General features: G+C 66.3%; 11 protein-coding genes. 6 read left to right on the top strand and 5 right to left on the bottom strand.

Features of this window, described 5'->3' with window-relative positions:
* Positions 1-34: 34 nt before the first annotated feature.
* Positions 35-1,492, bottom strand: coding sequence for a GumC family protein (locus ACE3TH_RS11930; protein ID WP_374599921.1), 1,458 nt, complete (start codon positions 1,490-1,492; stop codon positions 35-37).
* A 121-nt stretch (positions 1,493-1,613) separates the two neighbouring features.
* On the opposite strand from ACE3TH_RS11930, the gene ACE3TH_RS11935 reads away from it, so the two are divergent.
* On the top strand, positions 1,614-2,378 hold the full coding sequence (locus ACE3TH_RS11935; protein ID WP_374599923.1) for a polysaccharide biosynthesis/export family protein: 765 nt from the start codon (positions 1,614-1,616) through the stop codon (positions 2,376-2,378).
* Between the two features lie 31 nt (positions 2,379-2,409).
* Here ACE3TH_RS11935 and ACE3TH_RS11940 read toward each other — a convergent pair whose 3' ends face one another.
* Positions 2,410-2,724: a sel1 repeat family protein gene (locus tag ACE3TH_RS11940; RefSeq protein WP_374599925.1), complete on the bottom strand. Its 315-nt coding sequence runs from the start codon at positions 2,722-2,724 to the stop codon at positions 2,410-2,412.
* A gap of 190 nt (positions 2,725-2,914) precedes the next feature.
* Complete coding sequence (locus ACE3TH_RS11945) at positions 2,915-3,637, bottom strand: glutathione S-transferase family protein (RefSeq protein WP_374599927.1); 723 nt, start codon at positions 3,635-3,637, stop codon at positions 2,915-2,917.
* Between the two features lie 158 nt (positions 3,638-3,795).
* Between ACE3TH_RS11945 and ACE3TH_RS11950 the strand changes: the two genes are divergently transcribed.
* From ACE3TH_RS11950 to ACE3TH_RS11965, 4 genes are all read left to right on the top strand, one after another.
* The gene (locus ACE3TH_RS11950) at positions 3,796-4,386 is read left to right on the top strand and encodes an RcnB family protein (RefSeq protein ID WP_374599929.1); all 591 of its coding nucleotides are present in this window, start codon (positions 3,796-3,798) and stop codon (positions 4,384-4,386) included.
* Positions 4,387-4,551: 165 nt separating this feature from the next.
* Entirely contained in the window at positions 4,552-5,493 is a 942-nt protein-coding gene (locus tag ACE3TH_RS11955; RefSeq protein WP_374599931.1) for an RcnB family protein, read from the top strand.
* Between the two features lie 106 nt (positions 5,494-5,599).
* A complete protein-coding gene (locus tag ACE3TH_RS11960; RefSeq protein WP_374599932.1) occupies positions 5,600-7,822 on the top strand; it encodes an RNA degradosome polyphosphate kinase in 2,223 nt (740 codons plus the stop codon).
* Positions 7,822-9,321 (top strand): Ppx/GppA family phosphatase, encoded by a 1,500-nt coding sequence (locus tag ACE3TH_RS11965; RefSeq protein WP_374599934.1) that lies wholly within the window; start codon positions 7,822-7,824, stop codon positions 9,319-9,321. Before ACE3TH_RS11960 ends, ACE3TH_RS11965 begins: the two co-directional genes overlap by 1 nt.
* Positions 9,322-9,327: 6 nt before the next feature.
* Here ACE3TH_RS11965 and ACE3TH_RS11970 read toward each other — a convergent pair whose 3' ends face one another.
* Positions 9,328-9,954 carry an isoprenylcysteine carboxylmethyltransferase family protein gene (locus tag ACE3TH_RS11970; RefSeq protein ID WP_374599935.1) on the bottom strand — a complete coding sequence of 209 codons (627 nt, stop codon included), beginning with the start codon at positions 9,952-9,954 and terminating at the stop codon, positions 9,328-9,330.
* A gap of 81 nt (positions 9,955-10,035) precedes the next feature.
* Positions 10,036-11,004: a M28 family peptidase gene (locus tag ACE3TH_RS11975; RefSeq protein ID WP_374599937.1), complete on the bottom strand. Its 969-nt coding sequence runs from the start codon at positions 11,002-11,004 to the stop codon at positions 10,036-10,038.
* A 159-nt stretch (positions 11,005-11,163) separates the two neighbouring features.
* Here ACE3TH_RS11975 and ligA point away from each other — a divergent pair, with 159 nt between their 5' ends.
* On the top strand, positions 11,164-13,482 hold the full coding sequence (ligA, locus tag ACE3TH_RS11980; protein WP_374599939.1) for an NAD-dependent DNA ligase LigA: 2,319 nt from the start codon (positions 11,164-11,166) through the stop codon (positions 13,480-13,482).

Consider the following 13,482-nt stretch of genomic DNA (forward strand, 5'->3'; position numbering starts at 1 on the left):
AATCGTTACGCGCTCACGACAGGCTCAAAGCCTATCATGCGCCCCGCGGTGCGGTCTTCATCGGTGCGACGGCCAGAACCGGCAGGTCCAGAGTGCGCCCGACGGTCGCCGGGGTCGGGTAGCCACGGCGTGTAAAGACCCGCAACAGGCCCACGCACAGGGCCGTCAGACCAGCGAAGAGGAAGGCGGCGGCCAGCAGGGGCAGTTTCAGACTGGTACCGCGCGTCGGGGCCTCGGCGCGGGCGATGACATTGACGTTGTCGGCTCCGGCCGCGACCAGGGCGCTGTCGGCGCGGGCGGCGCTCTCGCGCTGCTGGAAGTCGCGGATGGAGGCGGTCAGGACCTCGCGATTACCGGCCAGATTGGCATTGGTCGATTCCAGCTGGGTGAGTTCGGCCTGGCGGGCGCGCAACTGGGCCAGTTGCCCCTCAAGGATGTTCAGGCGGGCGCGCAGGGCGTCGCGGTCGGCGGCGGCGTTAATGCGGGTCGTCTCGATCTCGGTGAAGATGGTGCTGGGGCCGGTGCGGACCTCGCGCGCACCCACCGTGGTTCCTGTGGCGACATAGGCCTGAAGCTGGGCGATCTGCTCGTCCAGATCACGGACGGGCTGGGCATCCTCGTTGTAGCGGGCCAGCAGGTTTTCGCGCTGGGTGCGCAGGGTCAGGATCTGGTCCTGGGCCTGAACATTCAGATCTTGCTGCAGCACGACCTCGGCCGGTTGGTCGGCAAGCTGGCGTTCCAGCGTCGCCAGCCGCTGCGTCGCCTGGCTAAGTTGCGCGCGGACCGACAGCGTCTCGGCATAAGTCGTCTGATAGGTCGCGGCCAGGGTCGCCTTGGCCGTGGCGAAGTCGCCGATGTTGTTGGTCCGCAGAAAGTTCTCATAGGCCACGTCGGCGCGGTCCAGCTCGTCCTCGAAGGCTTCGCGCTGGCTGGCGATTGCGGGGGCCGCACGGTCGCGGAACAGCGTCCGGCGCTGGACCAGATACTGGTCGATGACGGCATTCAGAACGGTAGCCGCCCTCTCGGGATCGCCACTCTTGTAAGACACCGAAATGATTGCACTGCCCGGCGTGACGCCGACGCCCAGCCCCTCATCGAGAGCCTTCACCGCAGCGGTCACCTGTTCGGCGCGGGTGCCCTTCAGATCTGGCCCCAGCACGGCGGCCGGCCCAAGCACCTCCACCGCCCGGCGCTTGACGCCCAGGCTGTTCAGGATGGCGGCTTCGGATTGGGCGACGGCGTCGGATTCCAGCGTCTGACCGCGTTCGGTGATCGTGCCGACCCGCGCCTGATAGGCATATTCCTGACCCACTCCGGCATAGATGCTGGCATTGGAGGTATAGGTCTTCTTCATCGTCAGGACGACGGCGGCTCCGATGGCGAAGATCAGCAGGAAGACCGCGATCATCAGCATCAGCTCGCGGAACAGCAGGCCAACGACATCCATGAAGCCGTAGCGCGGGCGGGCTGTGGTGTAGGCCGTCGAACGCATGGCGCGCACTGATTCCATCAAATCGGACTGTGATGATCAGCCTTGGGCCACCGGCGTTAACTGATGGTTACCCATGTCCGCTAACCTGTGTTTCGACATCGCCTTCAGGACCGATTCTGCCATGCCCATAGACCGCCGCCTGCTTCTGTTCGGCATGGGTGCCCTCACCACCGGAATGATGAGCGGCTGCGCCGGCACCGACGGCATGGCCTCGCGCCTGATGGGCCCGGGCACCGAGCCCGGCGGCAATCGCGTCCAGACCCTGGACCGCGACAGCTTTCCCGATATCGGCTTTTCCGAATGGCGCGAGGACGAGCAGGAATACGTTCTCTATCCCGGCGACGAGATCGAGATCGCGACCCCGACGGCGACGGAGCTGACCCGCACCCAGCGGATCGGGCCGGACGGGCGGGTGTCCCTGCCGCTGGTCGGCCAGTTGATGGCGGCAGACCGGACGATCGCGGAACTGGAGGCCGATGCCTCGGCCGCCTATGCCAGCCAGTTGCGCCGTCCGATGGTGGAGGTGACGCTGAAGACCGCCGGTCCGATCCGCGTCTGGGTCGGCGGCGAGGTCCGCACGCCCGGCATGATCGAGATGAACGGCGACCTGGACGCCTATCAGGCTATCATTCAGGCCGGAGACTTCCTGCCCACGGCACGCCAGCAAGAGGTGGCGCTGATCCGGCGCGGTCGCGGCGGGACACGCATGCTGCGGGCGGCGGACCTTCGACCGCGTCGCGGCGAGGTGATCGCCCTGAGACGCGGCGACATCCTGTTCGTGCCCCGCACGACCCTGGGCGAGGTCGCCAACTTCGTCACCCAGTTCCGCAACGCCCTGCCCGTCGGCTTCACCTATGCGCTGGGCGGGCAGTATCAGCAGTTCTGAGGGCGCTAACGCTCATCTGTAGGCTACTGCCTCAGGCCGCGAGACTGACGACGCCCGCGTCGATCCAGCGTCGAGCGGCCTTCTGGGCTTCCGAGATTTCCTCGCGCTCCATTTCGTTCGACATCTCGCGGCGATAGACGCGCGCTTCGATCGAGCCCTTCATGGCCGCGAGGTTGAAGATCATGTGGGCCGAGACGCGGTCGATCGGACAGCCGTTCTGACCCGTCGAATACATCATGCCCAGCCGGAACAGGTCGTCCCCGCTCATGTCGGCGGTCGGCAGGGGCAGGCCCCCATCCTGTGCCAAGTCTTGGATTGCGTCAGGCGCGGCTTCTTGCGCGATCATCACCATGTCTCCTGGAACCGGCCCTTCTGGCCCTTCCTGTGACGCGATAAGATACCGGTGGTTTGAAGTTAATGTTAACGGCGAAACGGTGGCGGAAGACTTTTTCGTAAAGCCGGAATGAAGATGCGATCGGGCCTTCATCAAGATGAAATCTATCGGAAACCGGGCGTTGACAGTCATTGACGAGGTCTTAGCGTCCTCGCTGTCCGAACAGCACCTTGCGCGCCTCTTCCGCCGCCTTGCCGCTGGCTGCCAGATTGCTGCGTAGCTCATCGCCGACCGCCCTGCCCTTGATCACCGCAGGCCGTTCCCCCACCCGCGCCAGCCAGGCCTTCAGGTTCGGGAACTCGTCGATGTTCTGGCCCTGATGTTCCGGCAGTATCCAAGGCCAGATGGCCATGTCGGCGATGGAATAGGCTCCCGCCACAAAATCGCGGTCGGCCAGCCGTCGATCCAGCACGCCGTACAGCCGGTGCGTCTCGTCCGTATAGCGCCGCACGCCATAGGCGATCTGGCGCTGATCCTTGATCAGGGCCGGCGCATACTGTCGGAAATGATGCGTCTGGCCCGCCATGGGCCCCAGACCGCCGACCTGCCAGAACAGCCATTGGTCGATCTCGGCCCGACCGCGCGCGTCCTTGGCATAGAACTGCCCGGACTTGGCCGCCAGATATTGCAGGATCGCGCCGGACTCGAAAATCGACAGCGGCAGGCCGTCCGGCCCGTCCGGATCGACGATGGCGGGCATCCGACCGTTGGGGCTGATGGCCTGGAAAGCGGGTTGGAACTGTTCGCCCGTGCCGATGTTCACCGGCTTGACCTCATAGGGCAGGCCCATTTCCTCCAGCGCGATCGACACCTTCCAGCCGTTGGGCGTGGGCCAGTACCAGAGCTGGATGGGGGCAGTCGTCATGGCGCGGCTCCTGTTCAGCTTGCCATCTGGGCATGGTGCCGCAGCCGCGCAAGCTGACAGACCCATTCAGGCACAGTTCATCGGACGCACGCGAAGTTCGGCCATCAAACGGGCCGGATCGCCTTTTCCGTCGCCGACCCGAGTAAAGGAGAACGTTCATGAACCGCTTTACCAAGGCCGCCGTCATCGCCGTGGCCATGGCGACGACCGCCGTTCCAATGGCTGCTGCGGCACAAGACCGGGGCGACCGCCGTGAGTTCCGTCAGGAGCGCCGTGACGACCGCCGTGAGTTCCGCCAGGAACGTCGCGAAGACCGTCGCGACTGGCGTGACGGCGAGTACCGCAACCGTGGCGAATACCGCCGCGATCGCCGTGACGACCGTCGTGACTTCCGCGAGGATCGCCGCGACGACCGTCGCGACTTCCGCCAGGAGCGCCGCTACGACCGCAACAATCGCAACTGGTGGCAAGGCCGCGCCGACTTCCGCGACTATCGCGGTGCCCGTCCGGGTTACTGGTACGCCCCGAACTACGGCTACTATCGGGTTGAGCCCCGCTACTACAACACGCGCTGGGTGCGCGGGGGCTACCTGCCGTCGGCCTATCGCGGCTATTACGTGAATGACCCCTACATCTACGGCCTGCGCCCCGCACCGCGCGGATATCGCTACGTCCACGCGGGCAATGACATCGTGCTGACGACCATCGCGACCGGCCTGATCGCGAGCGTCCTGTACGACGTGTTCTAAGCGGCTGCAGATCGGCCAGCAGACGCCCCGTCGACCACGGTCGGCGGGGCGTTTTTCATGACCAAAGCGTAAGGATTTCGCGGAGATTTATTCAGTCGCGGTTCATACGAAAACGTCGATCGTCCAGACAGGCCACCCAGAGGGTGTGCGGAGATCAATACGACGATGAAACGGTCATTGTTGATGGCGGCGGCGATCGCCTCCTTTGTCCTGCCGGCAGTCGCCCCCCTGGCGGCCATGGCTCAGGACCCCCAGCCCGAAATCGATCGGGAAAACAGTCGCTTCGGCGGCGGTAACCGCACAGCCCGGACCGAACGCTCGGCCCCAGAAGTGCAGCAGCCCCGTCCGGACCGGCCGGAACGACCTGAAAGGCCGCGCCAAGAGCGGCCTGATCGTCCTGACCGCCCCGACAGGCCCCGTCCGGATCGGCCTGATCAACCGCGCCCCGACAGGCCGGATCGTCCCGACAGGCCGGATAGACCAGACCAGCCGCGGCCGGATCGGCCCGACCGCCCGGACAGGCCCGACCGTCCTGATCGCCCAGACAGGCCGGGCCCTGACCGCCCTGATCGACCCGACCGGCCAGATAGACCCGACCGCCCGGACAGGCCGCGTCCCGACCGGCCAGACAGACCTGATCGCCCCGACCGGCCCGACCGTCCTGACAGACCGGATCGTCCGGACAGGCCCGACCGTCCCGACCGCCCGCGCTGGGACAACGACCGCGACCGGGACCGCAATCACTGGGAGTTCCGCAGGCGGTTCAACAGCGAGCAGTGGCGGCGCAACTGGTATCAGAACCGCGACCGCTACTGGTGGCGGGACGACCGGCGGTTCCGTGGGTACAGCGGCTATCGCTTCGGCTTCTACTTCGCACCGGGCTATGGCTACTACAGCGTCCCGCGCAGCTATTACAATCGCGACTACCGCGTGGGAGAGTATCTGCCGAGCATCTTCTGGCGGTATCAGTTGAACGACTGGCGCACCTATGGCCTGGGCTATCCGCCCGAAGGCACGCGTTGGGTACTGGTCGACAACAACATCTATCTGATCGACCAGTACGACGGCTACATCATCGAGGTGATCCGCGACGCCTGGAGCTGGTAGGCGTTCAGTACACGGACGATGCGCCGCCCGGTCCCAGGATCGGGCGGCGTTTTCGTGTCGTCTTTCCACGGTTGCAGCCGCGGCCTCGACCGGTCAGAACCGGTGCATGAGCGACACGCGCATCCATGACGCCACGAGCGGCGAGGAAGTCCCCTCCTCCCGCGCCCAGCAGCAGGAGCTGTCCGAGGCGTTGATGGCCTCGCCCGAGCGGTTCTTCAATCGCGAGCTGTCGTGGCTGGCCTTCAACGGTCGCGTACTGGAAGAGGCGGCCAATCCGGACCATCCGCTGCTGGAACGGCTGCGGTTCCTGTCCATCTCGGCCAACAACCTGGATGAGTTCTACATGACGCGCGTGGCCGGACTGAAGGGTCAGGTGCGTGAGCGGGTCCGCGTGGTCTCGCCCGACGGCCTGACCCCGGCCGAGGCTCTGGAGCAGGTCAATATCGCCGCTGGTGCCCTGATGGACGAGCAGCAGCTGCGCTGGCGTCAGCTGCGCAAGGAGATGGCCCACGCCGGAATCGAGGTCGTCGACGCCGGCAAGATCACCAAGACCGAGCGCGAACGGCTGGAACCGGAGTTCCTGAACCAGCTGTTCGCCGTGCTGACGCCCATGGCCATCGACCCGGCCCACCCCTTCCCCTTCCTGCCCAACCTCGGCTTCTCGCTGGCCCTGAAGCTGAAGCGGCGGCGGGATAACCGCACCCTCTATGCCCTGGTCCCCGTCCCGGCCCAGGTGAAGCGGTTCTGGCCCCTGGCCACCGACGGGCGCTCGACGCCCGGTCGCAGCCGCTATCTGACGCTGGAGAGCCTGTTGATGCTCTTCATCGATCACCTGTTCCCCGGCTGCGACGTGCTGGAGCGCGGGGTCTTCCGCCTGATCCGCGACAGCGACATCGAGATCGAGGAAGAGGCCGAAGACCTGGTCATGGAGTTCGAGGAGGCGCTGAAGCAGCGTCGCATGGGCTCGGTCGTGCGCATCAAGATCGAGGCGTCCATGCCCGACGATCTGCGCACCTTCATCACCAACGAGCTGGACGCCGCGCCCCAGGACACGGTGCTGGTCGACGGCATGCTGGGCCTGGCCCAGGTCTCGGACCTGATCGCGGGCGGCCATCCGGACCTGAAGTTTAAGGGCTATGAGCCGCGCTATCCCGAACGCGTCCGCGACAACGGTGGCGACATCTTCGCGGCCATCCGCGAAAAGGACATGCTGATCCACCACCCGTTCGAGAGCTTCGACGTAGTGGTCCAGTTCCTGCGTCAGGCCGCACGCGACCCCAACGTCATCGCGATCAAACAGACGCTCTACCGGACCTCCAAGGACAGCCCCATCGTCGCCGCCCTGATCGAGGCGGCCGAGAACGGCAAGAACGTCACCGCCCTGGTCGAGATCAAGGCACGGTTCGACGAGGAGGCCAATCTTAAGTGGGCGCGGGCCATGGAGCGGGCCGGTGTCCACGTCGTCTTCGGCTTCGTCGAGTACAAGACCCACGCCAAGCTGAGCGTCGTGGTGCGGCGCGAGGCCGATGCCCTGCGCACCTACTGCCACTTCGGTACCGGCAACTATCACCCCGTGACCGCGCGGGTTTACACCGACCTGTCGCTGTTTTCGTGCAACCCGATGCTCGGTCGCGATGCGTCTCGGGTGTTCAACTACATCACCGGCTATGCCCAGCCCGATGAGCTGGAAGCGCTGGTCGTCTCGCCTCTGAACATGAAATCCACCCTGATCGACCTGATAGGCCGGGAGATGGCCGCCGCGGCCAAGGGCAAGCCGGCCGCCATCTGGGCCAAGATGAACTCCCTGGTCGATCCGGAGGTCATCGATGCCCTGTACCGTGCCAGCCAGTGGGGCGTGCGGATCGAGCTGGTCATTCGCGGCATCTGCTGCCTGCGCCCCGGCGTGCCGGGCCTCAGCGACAATATCCGGGTCAAGTCGATCGTCGGGCGCTTCCTGGAGCACAGCCGCATCGTCGCCTTCGCCAATGGCCGCGACCTGCCGCACGACAAGGCAAAACTGTTCATCTCCTCGGCCGACTGGATGAACCGCAATCTGGATCGCCGGGTCGAGCTGATGACGCCGGTCCTGAACGCCACCGTCCACGACCAGGTGCTGGATCAGATCATGGTCGCCAATCTGAAGGATGACATACAGAGCTGGGTGCTGGAGTCCGACGGTGCCTATCGCCGCGTCCAGCCGGCCGATGCCGAGCATGGCTTCTCGGCCCACAAATACTTCATGACCAACCCCAGCCTGTCGGGCCGAGGCCGCAAGGTGAAGACCCGCCCTGAAAACCTCAGCTACACGCCCGCGCGGAAGAAGCGCTGATGCCGCTGACCACGCTCGGCCCGCCCCAGGATGTCGCCGCCGTCGACATCGGCTCCAACTCCGTGCGCCTGGTGCTCTACCGGCTGGAGGGCCGGGCCATCTGGACCGTCTTCAATGAAAAGGTTCTGGCCGGTCTGGGGCGCGACCTGTCCACCACTGGCAAGCTGTCGGTCACCGGGGCGGCGCAATCGCTGACGGCCCTGAAACGCTTTGCGGCCGTCATCGAGGCGGTTCGGCCGGCCCATGTCTTCGTCGCCGCCACTGCTGCCGTGCGCGAGGCCGCCGACGGCCAGGCCTTCTGCGATCAGGTCGCCGCTGAGACCGGCCTTCAGGTCTGCGTCCTGTCCGGCGAGGACGAGGCCCGCTACGCCGCCCTCGGCGTACTGGCCGGCATCCCCGACGCCAGCGGCGTATCCGCCGATCTGGGTGGTGCCAGTCTGGAGCTGACACGCGTCGGCGACGGTCAGGTGCAGCGCGGCGTAACCCTGCCGCTGGGGCCCTTCTCACTCTCCGACCCGGCCGGATTCGACGCCGACCGGGTGCGTGGCCTGATCGCCAAGCGGTTGAAGGCTGCGCCGGATTTCAGCACCGACACCCTCTATGCCGTCGGCGGCGCGTGGCGGACCCTGGCCCAGGTGCACATGTCCCATGCGCAATATCCGCTGAAGGTGGTGCACCAGTACGAACTGGACGCCGCCTCGGCCCGCGACATCGCCCGGCTGGTAGCGCGCTCGTCGAAAGCCTCGCTGGAGGCCTGGCCGGGCCTTTCGAAGAAGCGGGCCGAAACCCTGCCCTATGCCGCGCTCGTGCTCGAGGGCCTGATCGAGCGGCTGGGCCTGAAGCGTATCGTCCTGTCGGCCTGGGGTGTGCGGGAGGGCCTGCTTTACGAAGCGCTGGAGCCGGAGGTCGCCGCCGACGATCCCTTGCTGGCCGGTTGCACCTCATTGGGCGTCCGTCAGGGCATATCCCCCACCCTGCCCGGCGTCCTGCACGCCTGGGTCCAGCCGCTGCTCGACACCCTGCCCGCATCCTTTTCAGCCGAGCGCGATGTCATGCTGGCCGACGCCGCCTGCCGCGTGGCCGACATCGGGGCGCGGCTCCATGTCGATCACCGCGTCGAACTGGCCTTCGACCAGGTCCTGCGCGCGCCCGTGCCGGGCCAGACCCATGCCGAGCGCGCCTGGCTGGCCTGTGCTGTCAACGCTCGCTATGGCGGCGGCGCATCCACGCCCGAGCCCGACATCATCGAACGTGTGCTGAACGAGGATCAGCGCCGAAAGGCCCGCACCCTCGGCATCGCCATCCGCCTGGCCTGTGATCTGTCGGGTCGGTCGCCCAGCTTGCTGGTCAATGTCCGCGCCGCCGTCGAGAATGGCCAGCTGATCCTCAGCGCCACCGACGGCTATGCGCACGCCCTGCTGGGCGAACAGACCCGCAAGCGCGGCAAGGCCCTGGCCGAGATCATGGGGCTGAAGCTGGATATTCGCAGCGAGGCCTGACGATCATCAGGGCAGATGTGCGAATACCCGCAGCCAGCCCTCGGCCTGCCCCATGTCGATCAGTTCGAAGATCGGCAAAGCCAGCAGGAAGACCAGCCCATCCCGGATCGTCAGAAGAAAGAAGGCGGGCCGGACCGTCAGCTCGCTTTCGTCACGCCACAATGAGAAGCGCGGTCCAAAACGCGGCGTCCGCGCCTTGTAGGCTGCGTAGCGCTCGCCGAACTCCCGCGACAGGAAGGCCTCTTCCCGCTGGACCGTCATGAGGAAGACCAGGAACGCCGCCACCACGAACAGGCCAGCGATGGTCAGGCTGCCGGTCTGCGCGCCCACCCCGAAGGCGCCGAAGAAGCTGAAAACGTAGAGCGGATTGCGGCTGATCGAATACGGACCGCGATCGACGATCTCGGCCTTCTTGCGTCCCCCGATGTAAAGAGAGCACCAGGCTCGTCCGACGATGGAGAAAACGATCGCTCCAAGACCGATCGCCTCGACACTTTCGTGCCAGTCGCCATCTACGCCGCCGATCGACTGGCTGACCACCGACAGGCCGATCAGGGCCAGAAGCGCGACCAGGATCGCGACCTTGCGGATCCTCTGGACGGCCTGGATGTCGAGCAGTGGCGCAGTGGTCATGAGCGTGTCTCCTGATGCGGAGACAGCGCTCGAATTTCGACGTTTTCAAGCCTGATCTTTGCGACCGAAACGCGCTCGCGATCAGCGGTTCAGGTTCTGATCCAACGCCCGGAATGACGCAATCGCCAGCTCCGTCGAACTGATGAAGACCGCTGGCGTGATCCGCTCGAAATCGTCCGACGGGCGGTGATAATCCGGATGATAGTTCACCCCAAGATACAGGAACGGCACCTGCGCACGATAGAACGGCCCGTGGTCTGACGCCTCAACCCAGTTGTCGGTGCCCGTGTCCTGCGGCGTGTCCTTGCCGAAGGCCAGCGACACGGCACCATTGGCCGGAATGCCTTCGAGGATCGGGCGGAACTGCGGATTCTGGTAGGTGCCCGTGACCCACAGCTTGCCGTCGGTCTCGGCCCGCGCGGTCATGTCGAAGTTCAGATTCATGGCGATGGAGGTCAGAGGCACGGGCGGGGCCTCGACGAAATGCTTGGCACCCAGAAGACCATGCTCCTCGCCGTCGAAGCCGACGATCAGCACGCTGTGCTCCGGAGCCTGACGCTTGAGATCGGCGGCGAGCGCCAGCATGGTGGCGACGCCCGAGGCATTGTCGTCGGCCCCGTTGTAGATCAGGCCTTCCTGGGTACCGACATGGTCGTAATGGGCGGTGACCACGATATATTTGTCGGTCACGCGCGTGCCGGGGATCAGGCCGATGACATTGATGCCGTTCCAGGTCTTGCCCCGGGACTGGGCCTCCCAGGGCTGGAATCGGCCCACCGGCGGCGCGGCGACGCCCATCGCCTCCAGCCGCCCGACGATATAGTCCCGCGCCATCTTGCCACCCGCCGAGCCCGTGTCACGACCGCCCATGTCGTCGGCCGACAAGATACGGATGTCGTCCAGCGCCTGCTGCTGCCAGGCGGTCGGGGTAGGTGCGCTCGCTGTCGGAGCCTCGGTGTTCGACATGGAGCCGCAGCCGGCCAGCAACAGGGTGACGGCGACAGGTGCCGCGGTCAGAAGGGGGATTTTGCGGGACGGGACGAAACGCATGTCGGCTCCTTGATCAGGGCGCGACGCTAGCGGGACCGGCGTCGGCTGTCAGATGAACTCCCTGTCATGATCCCTCGCCATTCGAAAGAGCCGGCACCCCCTTCATGCGGAACGGGTCGATGCTAGAAGACCTCTGCTGTCAGGAGGCTCTGCGATTCCATGTCCGAACCCGCCGTCGATACCCTGACCGAAGCCGAAGCGGTTGCCGAGCTGGCTCGCCTGAGCACCGAACTGGCGCATCATGACGCCCTGTATCACACCGAGGACGCACCCGAGATTTCGGACGCCGACTATGATGCCCTGAAGCGCCGCGCCCTAGCCATCGAGGCGCGTTTCCCGACCCTGACCACCGAGACCAGCCCGTCGCAGGCCGTGGGGGCCGCTGTCTCGACCCAGTTTGCGCCCGTGCGCCACGGCGTGCCCATGCTGTCGCTCGACAATGCCTTCGACGAGGACGAGGTGCGCGACTTCGTGGCCCGCATAGCGCGCTTTCTCAAGCTTCCTGTCGACGAACCCATCGCCTTCATCGCCGAGCCCAAGATCGACGGCCTGTCCGCCAGCCTACGCTATGAGGACGGCGTTCTGGTCCAGGGCGCGACCCGCGGCGACGGCAAGACCGGCGAGGACGTCACCGAGAATCTCAAGACCCTGGACAGCATCCCGCGCACCCTGTCCGGCACCGGCTGGCCACGCGTGATCGAGATCCGGGGGGAGGTCTATGCCCCCACCGACGCCTTCGACGCCTTCAATGCGGCCGCCGAGGCGGAAGGCCGCCGGACCTATGCCAACCCCCGCAACTTCGCCGCCGGCTCGCTGCGTCAGAAGAACCCGAAGATCACCGCCGGTCGCCCCCTGACCTTCTTCGCCTACGCCTGGGGCGAGGTCTCCGAGGTGTTCGCAGGGACGCAAGCCGAAGCGCTGGAGGCGTTCCGCGCCTGGGGGTTTCAGGTCAACGACCGCTCGCGCCGTGTCGAGGACGCCGCCGGCCTGATCGACGTCTATCGCCAACTGGAAACCGACCGCGCCACCCTGGGCTATGACATCGACGGCGTCGTCTACAAGGTCGATCGGCTGGACTGGCAGCAGCGGCTGGGCTTCATCGCCCGCAGCCCCCGCTGGGCCATCGCCCACAAATTTCCGGCGCAGCAGGCGACGACCGTGCTGGAGGGTATCGACATCCAGGTCGGTCGCACCGGCTCGCTGACGCCCGTCGCCCGGCTACATCCCGTCACCGTCGGTGGCGTCGTCGTCCGCAACGCCACCCTGCACAATGAGGACGAGATCGCCCGCAAGGACGTCCGGATCGGCGACACCGTCACCCTGCAACGCGCCGGTGACGTCATCCCCCAGATCGTCGGTGTGGTGCTGGATCGCCGTTCGCCGGAGGCCGTGCCCTATGTCTTCCCCACCCACTGCCCGGTCTGCGGGTCCGAGGCAGTGCGCGAGGGCGACGAGGTGCGCCGCCGCTGCACCGGCGGTCTGATCTGCGACGCCCAGATCGTCGAGCGGCTGAAACATTTTGTCGGCCGCCGCGCCTTCGACATCGAGGGCTTGGGCGAGAAGCAGTTGATCGCCTTCCACGAACGCGGCTGGATCAGGGAGCCCGCCGACATCTTCCGCCTGGCCCGTGACGAGACCCGACTGTCGATCCTGCGCAATGAGGACGGCTATGGCGAAACGAGCGTCCGCAATCTGGTCGCGGGCATTCAGGCGCGGCGGACCATCGCGCTGGACCGCCTGATCTTCAGCCTGGGCATCCGCGACATCGGCGAACAGACCTCTCTTCTGCTGTCCCGCCACTTCGGCAGCTGGGCTGCGTTTCAGGCCGCGTGCCTGGAGGCCGCATCCGGCCTGCCCTCGCCGGAGTGGACCCAGTTGTCCGTGGCTCACGGCGTATCGCCGCGCGTGATGGCCGCCCTGGCCGAGGCCCGCCTCGGCGATGCCGATCCCTGGCCCGACGCCCCGCTGGATCAGAAGATCGCCCTCGCCTTTCCCGGTCTGGCCGCCCCGGCGCGGCGCGCCATCGCGACCCTGGCCACCGACTGGAACGGCATCCGGCGTCTGGCCCAGGTCGCGCGGACCGAAGGCCCCTCCGCGACCCTGGGGGAGATCGCGGGCATCACCGGCGTCGGCCCCGTCGCCGCCCGCGCCCTGGCCGACTTCTTCCACGAGCCGCACAACCGCACCGTCGTCGAGGCCCTGATCGCCGAACTGGACAAGGTCGAGGACGCCGAGCGTCCGAAGTCCGATACGCCCGTCGCGGGCAAGACGGTGGTCTTCACTGGCGCGCTGGAGCGCTTCACGCGCGACGAGGCCAAGGCCCGTGCCGAAAGCCTCGGGGCCAAGGTCTCAGGGTCTGTGTCGAAAAAGACCGACTATCTGGTCGCCGGGCCGGGTGCCGGCTCTAAGCTGGCGGATGCCCAGAAGCACGGCGTGAAGGTGCTCACTGAAGATGAGTGGCTGGCACTAATCGCATAA

Source organism: Brevundimonas sp. (genome assembly GCF_041919755.1).
In the GTDB taxonomy this organism is placed as follows: Bacteria; Pseudomonadota; Alphaproteobacteria; order Caulobacterales; family Caulobacteraceae; genus Brevundimonas.

Coding starts and splice junctions, on each gene's coding strand:
- ACE3TH_RS11930 (WP_374599921.1), bottom strand. CDS start 1,492: ATGCGTTCGACGGCCTACACCACAGCCCGCCCGCGCTACGGCTTCATG.
- ACE3TH_RS11935 (WP_374599923.1), top strand. CDS start 1,614: ATGCCCATAGACCGCCGCCTGCTTCTGTTCGGCATGGGTGCCCTCACC.
- ACE3TH_RS11940 (WP_374599925.1), bottom strand. CDS start 2,724: ATGATCGCGCAAGAAGCCGCGCCTGACGCAATCCAAGACTTGGCACAG.
- ACE3TH_RS11945 (WP_374599927.1), bottom strand. CDS start 3,637: ATGACGACTGCCCCCATCCAGCTCTGGTACTGGCCCACGCCCAACGGC.
- ACE3TH_RS11950 (WP_374599929.1), top strand. CDS start 3,796: ATGAACCGCTTTACCAAGGCCGCCGTCATCGCCGTGGCCATGGCGACG.
- ACE3TH_RS11955 (WP_374599931.1), top strand. CDS start 4,552: ATGAAACGGTCATTGTTGATGGCGGCGGCGATCGCCTCCTTTGTCCTG.
- ACE3TH_RS11960 (WP_374599932.1), top strand. CDS start 5,600: ATGAGCGACACGCGCATCCATGACGCCACGAGCGGCGAGGAAGTCCCC.
- ACE3TH_RS11965 (WP_374599934.1), top strand. CDS start 7,822: ATGCCGCTGACCACGCTCGGCCCGCCCCAGGATGTCGCCGCCGTCGAC.
- ACE3TH_RS11970 (WP_374599935.1), bottom strand. CDS start 9,954: ATGACCACTGCGCCACTGCTCGACATCCAGGCCGTCCAGAGGATCCGC.
- ACE3TH_RS11975 (WP_374599937.1), bottom strand. CDS start 11,004: ATGCGTTTCGTCCCGTCCCGCAAAATCCCCCTTCTGACCGCGGCACCT.
- ligA (WP_374599939.1), top strand. CDS start 11,164: ATGTCCGAACCCGCCGTCGATACCCTGACCGAAGCCGAAGCGGTTGCC.